This window comes from Flavobacterium sp. (assembly GCF_043780635.1).
In the GTDB taxonomy this organism is placed as follows: Bacteria; Bacteroidota; Bacteroidia; order Flavobacteriales; family Flavobacteriaceae; genus Flavobacterium.
Window position 1 is genome coordinate 1 of sequence record NZ_JAYWCK010000088.1, and the last position, 7771, is coordinate 7771.

The 7771-nt window shown below is 34.4% G+C and carries 6 protein-coding genes and 1 pseudogene; 4 read left to right on the plus strand and 3 right to left on the minus strand.

The annotated features are described in order from the left end of the window. The first annotated feature begins 319 nt into the window (after nt 1–319). Complete coding sequence (gene alaS / locus ACH2BV_RS08420; RefSeq protein WP_395050279.1) at nt 320–2950, plus strand: alanine--tRNA ligase; 2631 nt, start codon at nt 320–322, stop codon at nt 2948–2950. Between the two features lie 73 nt (nt 2951–3023). Here alaS and ACH2BV_RS08425 read toward each other — a convergent pair whose 3' ends face one another. After that, nucleotides 3024–3983 carry a c-type cytochrome gene (locus tag ACH2BV_RS08425; protein WP_395050280.1) on the minus strand — a complete coding sequence of 320 codons (960 nt, stop codon included), beginning with the start codon at nt 3981–3983 and terminating at the stop codon, nt 3024–3026. A 396-nt stretch (nt 3984–4379) separates the two neighbouring features. Here ACH2BV_RS08425 and ACH2BV_RS08430 point away from each other — a divergent pair, with 396 nt between their 5' ends. The 3 genes from ACH2BV_RS08430 (at nt 4380) to ACH2BV_RS08440 (ending at nt 6817) form a co-directional block, all read left to right on the plus strand. Further along, entirely contained in the window at nt 4380–5174 is a 795-nt protein-coding gene (locus ACH2BV_RS08430) for a hypothetical protein (RefSeq protein ID WP_395050282.1), read from the plus strand. A 25-nt stretch (nt 5175–5199) separates the two neighbouring features. Then, nucleotides 5200–6150, plus strand: coding sequence for a GSCFA domain-containing protein (locus ACH2BV_RS08435; protein ID WP_395050283.1), 951 nt, complete (start codon nt 5200–5202; stop codon nt 6148–6150). Between the two features lie 67 nt (nt 6151–6217). Continuing rightward, nucleotides 6218–6817, plus strand: a complete 600-nt coding sequence (locus ACH2BV_RS08440) for a DUF4230 domain-containing protein (RefSeq protein WP_395050286.1) — start codon at nt 6218–6220, stop codon at nt 6815–6817. Nucleotides 6818–6887: 70 nt separating this feature from the next. Here the strand turns inward: ACH2BV_RS08440 and ACH2BV_RS08445 are convergent, their stop codons facing one another. Continuing rightward, nucleotides 6888–7421 (minus strand): DUF4136 domain-containing protein, encoded by a 534-nt coding sequence (locus ACH2BV_RS08445; RefSeq protein WP_395050285.1) that lies wholly within the window; start codon nt 7419–7421, stop codon nt 6888–6890. Nucleotides 7422–7444: 23 nt separating this feature from the next. Further along, nucleotides 7445–7771: pseudogene (locus ACH2BV_RS08450) on the minus strand (urocanate hydratase); the annotation flags it as partial.

Consider the following 7771-nt stretch of genomic DNA (forward strand, 5'->3'; position numbering starts at 1 on the left):
CAGCATTAACTTTGGTGCAATTCATCAATAAATTTATTTTTGAAAGACCAATAAACAATATTAAAACACAAATAATTTAATTGCACCCAACGGGTTAAAATAATAACTTATTGTGCCTTTTCCAGCTATTCATTGCAAGTTCTCGTCTTGAAATCCTTTTTTCTACGAGCTAGCAGGAGCTTCTTCCAGTCGCTCTGCCAGCTCAAGAAAAAATAAATTTCAAAACCACGAAGCTTTCCATTTCTATCTGGGGCAAAAAAACAAGATAATTTAAAAAACTTTGTGCCTTAGAGCCTTAGTGGCAAAAAAAACAATAAAAATGAAATCACAAGACGTCCGTAAACAATTTCTGGATTTTTTCGAAAGCAAAGGACATTTAATTGTTCCATCAGCGCCAATAGTGCTGAAAGATGATCCAACCCTGATGTTCAACAACTCGGGTATGGCTCAGTTCAAGGAATATTTCTTGGGCAACGGAACTCCAAAAAGCAAAAGAATCGCCGATACTCAAAAATGCCTTCGGGTTTCAGGGAAACACAACGATTTAGAAGAAGTGGGAATTGACACTTATCATCACACAATGTTCGAAATGTTGGGCAACTGGTCTTTTGGGGATTATTTCAAAAAAGAAGCCATCAACTGGGCTTGGGAATTATTGACAGAAGTCTATAAAATCCCAAAAGATATTCTGTACGTTTCCGTATTTGAAGGAAATGCCGAAGAAAACGTGCCTTTCGACCAGGAAGCGTATGATATTTGGAAAACTTTAATTTCCGAAGACCGCATTATTCTTGGAAACAAAAAAGACAATTTCTGGGAAATGGGAGACCAAGGACCTTGTGGCCCGTGTTCTGAAATTCACGTAGACATTCGTTCTGCCGAAGAAAAAGTATTGGTTTCAGGGAAATCATTGGTAAATAATGACCATCCTCACGTGGTGGAAATTTGGAACAATGTATTTATGGAATTCAACCGTAAAGCCGATGGTTCACTCGAAAAATTACCGGCGCAACACGTCGATACTGGAATGGGATTCGAACGTTTGTGTATGGTTTTGCAAGGGGTTCAGTCGAATTATGATACGGATGTTTTTACACCGCTTATCAAAGAAATCGAGTTAATCACTGGAACAAAGTACACCATTAAAGCCTCAAACGAAGAAGAAGATAAAGTAAATATCGCTATTCGTGTCATTGCGGATCACGTTCGTGCTGTGGCTTTCTCCATTGCCGATGGTCAATTACCTTCAAATACCGGAGCAGGTTATGTAATTCGCAGGATTTTGCGTCGTGCCATTCGATATGGCTTTACCTTTTTAGGCACAAAAGAACCTTTTATATATAAATTGGTCGAAACCTTAAGCAACCAAATGGGAGGTTCTTTTCCGGAAATCAAATCTCAAAAAACACTTTGTACTAACGTGATTCGGGAAGAAGAAAACTCCTTTTTAAGGACTTTGGATCAAGGCTTGATTTTATTGGAAAATATAATTTCGAATTCATCCGAAAAAATAATTTCTGGCAAAAGAGCTTTTATACTTTATGATACTTACGGATTTCCAATAGATTTAACCAGTTTAATTCTCCGCGAACGTGGTTTAGAATTAAATGAAGCCGAATTTGAGTCTGAATTGCAAATACAAAAAGAGCGTTCTCGTGCGGCTTCAAAAGTAAAAGCGGGAGATTGGCATATTTTGGTAGACGACCCTGTAGTTGAGTTTTTAGGGTATGATTATACCGAAGCAATGGTCAAAATCACGCGTTACAGAAAAGTGGAAAGTGTTAAAGACGGAGAGATTTACCAATTGGTTTTCAATATGACACCTTTTTATCCAGAAGGCGGAGGGCAGGTAGGAGATGCGGGAGTTCTTGAAACCGCAAATGGGGATATTATTTATATTATTGATACTAAAAAGGAAAATAACCTCATCATCCATTTTACAAAAGAGTTACCAACGAATCTGACAGAAATATTTAAAGTGGTTGTTGGTCCGGATCGAAGACGCAAAACTGCGGCAAACCATTCTGCCACTCACTTGATGCATCAAGCTTTGCGAAGTATTTTGGGAACACACGTGGAGCAAAAAGGGTCTTTGGTAAATCACAGTCATTTGCGATTCGACTTTTCGCATTTTGCAAAATTAACAGACAGTGAAATTCAACAGGTAGAAGATTTTGTAAATGCTCGAATTCAGGAGCAATTACCTTTGCTTGAAAGAAGAAACATTCCTTTTCAACAAGCGGTTGAAGAAGGTGCTATGGCTTTATTTGGGGAAAAATATGGAGATACGGTTAGAGCAATAAAGTTTGGCGAAAGTATGGAGTTGTGTGGAGGAATTCACGTTAGCAACACCGCAGATATTTGGCATTTCAAAATTGTGTCTGAAGGAGCTGTTGCGGCAGGAATTCGCCGAATTGAAGCGATTACCAACGATGCTTTAAAAGAGTATTTTGAATCTCAGGAAGACACGTTGACCGAGGTTAAGATTGCCTTGAAAAACCCACAAGATGTAATGAAAGCGGTTCATTCGCTGCAAGATGAAAATGCAAAACTCAAAAAGCAGTTGGAGGGTTTATTGAAAGATAAAGCCAAAAATATGAAAGGGGTATTGGCGCAAGAACTTCAAGAGATTAACGGAGTTCAATTCCTTGCCAAGCAAGTTGATTTGAGTCCGGAAGGAGCAAAAGATTTGGCATATGAACTGGGAACTTTAGGAAAAAATATATTCTTAGTTTTGGCCACAGCCGAAGACGAAAAACCAATGTTAAGCTGTTATATTTCGAAAGAATTAGTGGCGGATAAAAACCTGAACGCAGGAAATGTGGTTCGTGAATTGGGGAAATACATTCAAGGTGGCGGTGGTGGACAACCATTTTTTGCCACTGCCGGCGGGAAAAATGCAGCAGGAATTAAAGAAGCTTTGGCAAAAGCCATTGAGTTTTTGAAGTAATGGAAACCGAAATATAATTTAAAACCCTTTCACTAAGAATTCTGAAAGGGTTTTTAAATTTATACTTGAATCACTATTCATAAGCAGACCGTATCACCTTATTCTTGATTGGAGAAATAGTTCTTAGATAGTCATAAATCGACCCTGCCTCGGAATCTGTTAACTCTATATAGGGCTTCATAGGAAATTGTAATGCACGGTCACCATCAACAATACCGCTTTTTAAGGCTTTGATGAATTTTTCTTTTGACCATTTCCCAATACCTGTTTCTTTGTCAGGAGTTAAATTAAGAGTAAACATTACTCGACCTTCCATATCCAATGGTTTATTGCCTCCACCAAAATAGCCAACGCTGAGTTCTGGTTTTAAAAAATCATTAGTTTTATAATCGGCTGAATGACACGAAAAACAGTCAAGGCTGTGAGCCAGATATTTTCCTAATGCAACTGTATTGGTAGAATCTGGAATCACTATTTTTTCAGTGGGCATTGGAAAAGGTTTAAAGGCAACTCTACAAAGAAATTTTGTTAAAAAGGTAGGTTTAGAAGGAAAGTCAGGAGTTGCGTCTGCTGTTATCATAGGGTCGTCGGATCTTAAAAAAGCAATGATGGCATTAATATCTTCATCGGACATTAGAGGTAGTTTTACCATATAGGGCGGAGCATATTGTCCGTTTTTTTTAATCCCAGTTCTGAACAGGGTGAGTAATTCTCCGTCTGTCCAATTCCCAATTCCATAATTTTTGTCTTGGGTGATGTTTTGCGAATAGATATCACCAAATTCTTTGGGCACATCTGATAACTTTCGACCAATAAGCTTTCCGCTTTCAAAATTAAGATGACAACCAGCACATAACATTGAAGCCAATTTATGTCCACGAGCTATTGCTTCGGGAGTGCTTTTTGCTTGGTAATCTACTTTTTTAATTTCATAATAAGGAATGTCACTGAAGTTGATGTAAGCAAAAGCTACCAGGGCAATTAATAAAATTAATGCAATTCCAATTCCTAAATAACCTAATATTTTTTTCATAAGTATTTGATTTTAAGAGATGTAAATTTAATTAAATTTTATAACAATTGTAAAAACAGCATTAAATATTATAGATTACTAAATAATTTTTTTATAGGATAAACTTAATAATTTAAAAAATATCGAAAAGCTTTGGTAAAATCGATTGACTTTATGAAGTAAAATAAATTTAGTTTTTATAATAGAAACCCTTTTAGTGCAATCGTACGGAAAGGGTTTTGGTTTTAATTGGAATAAGTTATTATAGGCACTTAATATAGTCTAAAAGCTAGTTTTAAATAGTAGTTTACCCGAAATATCGGGTTTGTAACGATAAATATTGTGGTTTTTAATTTTTTAAATTTGATTTGTAATGTAATAAAAGCTTTAATCAAAGCTGAATACAATTTATTTATTATGAAAAAAGCAAATATAATAATAGGACTTCTATCGGTATTTTTAATAATACTTAGTTCTTGTTCAAATGAAAATGTTGACCAGACTCAGGTTCAGTTGTTGAAAAAAATTGTTGAAATATCTGTTGATGGTTCTTCAAACACAACTTTACTTAGTTATGATGGAAATAAAATTGTGAATATTGATAAAGTTGATAAACATTCTGAATTTTATTATACTGATGATTTGATTACAAAAATTGTAGAGTCAGACAAAACAAATCAACACATAAATACATTACAATATTTATATTTAAACGGACAATTATCAAAAATTACTTCATCAGATAATTATGTAATTAATTATATTCATAATAGTGATGGATCGGTTTCTTATGAGAAGTTAACTAAAGATTCAAATAATAATGACGTTAGAATTAATCACGGAACACTATATTTTCAAAGTGGAAATCTTATTAAAGACGACAAATTTTTAAATGATGCAGGACAAGGAATTTTGGCTAAAAACAGTATCAGTTTAGAATATGATTATAAAAACAATGCATTGAACAATATTTTGGGTTTCGAAAAATTGTTGAATTATTCTAAAACGATTTCCTCCAATAATGACATTGCTGGTAATGAAACATCTTATGTTAAACATTTGGCTGAAGATCAGGTTACTTCATCAATCAAAACGTATAATAATAAATATACTTACAATTTGAATGGATATCCAACTGTTATTGTTTCAGAAAGCCTTTTGTTAGGAGGAAAAAATTCTAATCATTTAAAATCGGTATTATTCTACGATTAATTTCTACTTTTGGTAAAAATAATCAATGCAATTCAGGACACAGATTCCGATTTTTAAATCTCAAAATCTAATAGATTACAATTCTAAAATTGTGTCATTGGGTTCTTGTTTTGCTGAAAATATAGCCGAGAAGCTGGATTATTTTAAGTTCCAAAATACTTGCAATCTTTTTGGAATCATATTTAACTCAGTCTCTATTGAAAAAATCATTCATAAAGCGGTGACCCAAGAATTATTCACGGAAAAAGACATCTTTTTTCATAACGAACGCTGGCATTGTTTTGATGTGCATTCGGATTTGAGCAATACAAATAAAGTTGAATTGTTGAATGGTTTAAATCAATTGCTTCAATCTACAAAACAACAACTGCAAGAAGCCACGCACATCATCATCACTTATGGAACATCTTGGGTGTATAGAAATTTAGGAAACAAGAATATTGTTGCTAATTGCCATAAAGTGCCTCAAAAGGAATTTTCAAAAGGAATTTTATCAGTTGAAATTATCGAAAAATCGATCAAGAATACTATCGATTTAATCCAAAAAGTAAATCCAGAAGTCAATATTATTTTCACGGTTTCGCCAGTGCGTCATCTCAAAGATGGTTTTGTTGAAAATCAGCAAAGTAAAGCGCATTTAATCACCGCAATCCACCAAATCCTAAATCCTAAATCTGAAATCCTAAATTACTTTCCTTCCTACGAAATAATGATGGATGAACTTCGCGATTACCGATTCTATGCCGATGATATGTTGCATCCCAGTAAATTAGCGATAGATTATATTTGGGAGCGATTTTCTCAAACTACTATTTCCGAAGAAAGTCATTCGATTATGGAGGATGTCGAAACAATTCAAAAAGGATTGGCTCATAGACCTTTTAATCCAAATTCAGAAAGTCATAAAAAATTCCTTGATAATTTGAAACAAAAAATTAATACTTTAGCATTGAAATTTCCACATATAAAATTTTAATATGACACAACAAGTACCAGTGAAACCAACCTTTTTTGGAACAATAACAGAAGTCAGAAAATGGGTAATGGTAATCCTAGTAGCCTTCGTCCTTTTCTTTGGATATAAATATTTTGCTTCTAAAAACGATACATCAACGGTTGAATACGACACAGCTCTGATTCAGGAACAAATCAAAAATGTTGGAAAATTGGTTGTCACGGAAGGGCATTTTTCACAGGTTATGACCTATAAGGACCAGAATAAATATTTTGGCGATATGATTTCGTTTGAGAAAAAAGCATTGGTTGTCATCAACGCAGATGTTACGGTTAGTTTTGATTTGAGTCAAGTGAAATATGATATTGATGCGCCAAACAAAACGGTAACTATCACAAATATTCCCGAAGAAGAAATTAAAATTAGTCCTGATATTAAATATTATAACGTTGACCAAAGTACTTTCAACGAATTTACGGGAGATGATTATAACAAAATAAATAAAATTGCAAAAGCAAATTTAGCCAAGAAAATTGCAAAATCTTCTTTAAAATCCAATGCCAAAAACAGATTAATAAGTGAGTTGTCCAAAATCCTAATTGTAACTAATTCTATGGGTTGGAAGTTGAAATATGATGGAGAAGTTGTGAATAATCCGAATGAGTTTCAACGGAAATTAAAACCATAAAAAAACCGCATCACTTCTGACGCGGTTCGTTTTTATAAATTTCATCTGCAATCTAAAATCTGCAACCTGATTACTTCTTAACTGGCGGATATTGCATCAAAATTTTTGCAACAAATTCGTTAATTCTAGCTTCTTTTTCAGAACGATTTTGAGTTAAATAGCCTACGCCTTCTCCTTGCCAAATTAATTCTTTTTTCTTTGCATCGATTAAATCAATGAAGAGCGTACCCTCTGTCGAAGTGCTTACAAAAGGTTGCCCTCCCCATAAATACGGATTCCAACCCCAACCCCAACCATAACCCCAACCGTAGGAATATTGATTTACGTCAACACGTTCTCTTTCTTTAGTGAAAAAATTAATTAGTAAATCAGGGGTTTCACTTTTAGTCATTCCTTTTTTAGTAAGTTCAGCATCAATTGCGTTAAGAATTCTGTTCTTATCAAGTTGTGAAATTTGAACTTTGTCAATTCCTGCTTTATGAAAAGCATACGTTTTGTATGGGCTAAAATCTGCTTTTTTGTCGAAATCAGAATACACAGTTACAGAACTACAAGAACTCAATATAAAAAGGAGTAATAGCGGAAGTATTTTAATTGTTTTCATAATTTAATATTTAGAATTTTTATTTAAAATAAATGTTCATCTACTATATTTGGAAGCGTAACTTTCAACAATGGTTGTGTTTCCATCGCCCTTTTTATGGCGAAAATAGCGCCTTCACTCCGTGCCCAACTTCTTCTAGAAATCCCGTTGTTGACATCCCAGAAAAGCATTGATTCTATGCGCTTTGAGGCTTCTTTTGATCCATCAAGAACCATACCAAATCCGCCATTTATTACTTCGCCCCAACCCACGCCTCCGCCATTGTGAATGGACACCCAAGTGGCACCTCGAAAACTGTCGCCTATCACGTTTTGTATTGCCATATCAGCAGTAAAACGGGAACCATCATA

Coding starts and splice junctions, on each gene's coding strand:
- alaS (WP_395050279.1), top strand. CDS start 320: ATGAAATCACAAGACGTCCGTAAACAATTTCTGGATTTTTTCGAAAGC.
- ACH2BV_RS08425 (WP_395050280.1), bottom strand. CDS start 3,983: ATGAAAAAAATATTAGGTTATTTAGGAATTGGAATTGCATTAATTTTA.
- ACH2BV_RS08430 (WP_395050282.1), top strand. CDS start 4,380: ATGAAAAAAGCAAATATAATAATAGGACTTCTATCGGTATTTTTAATA.
- ACH2BV_RS08435 (WP_395050283.1), top strand. CDS start 5,200: ATGCAATTCAGGACACAGATTCCGATTTTTAAATCTCAAAATCTAATA.
- ACH2BV_RS08440 (WP_395050286.1), top strand. CDS start 6,218: ATGGTAATCCTAGTAGCCTTCGTCCTTTTCTTTGGATATAAATATTTT.
- ACH2BV_RS08445 (WP_395050285.1), bottom strand. CDS start 7,421: ATGAAAACAATTAAAATACTTCCGCTATTACTCCTTTTTATATTGAGT.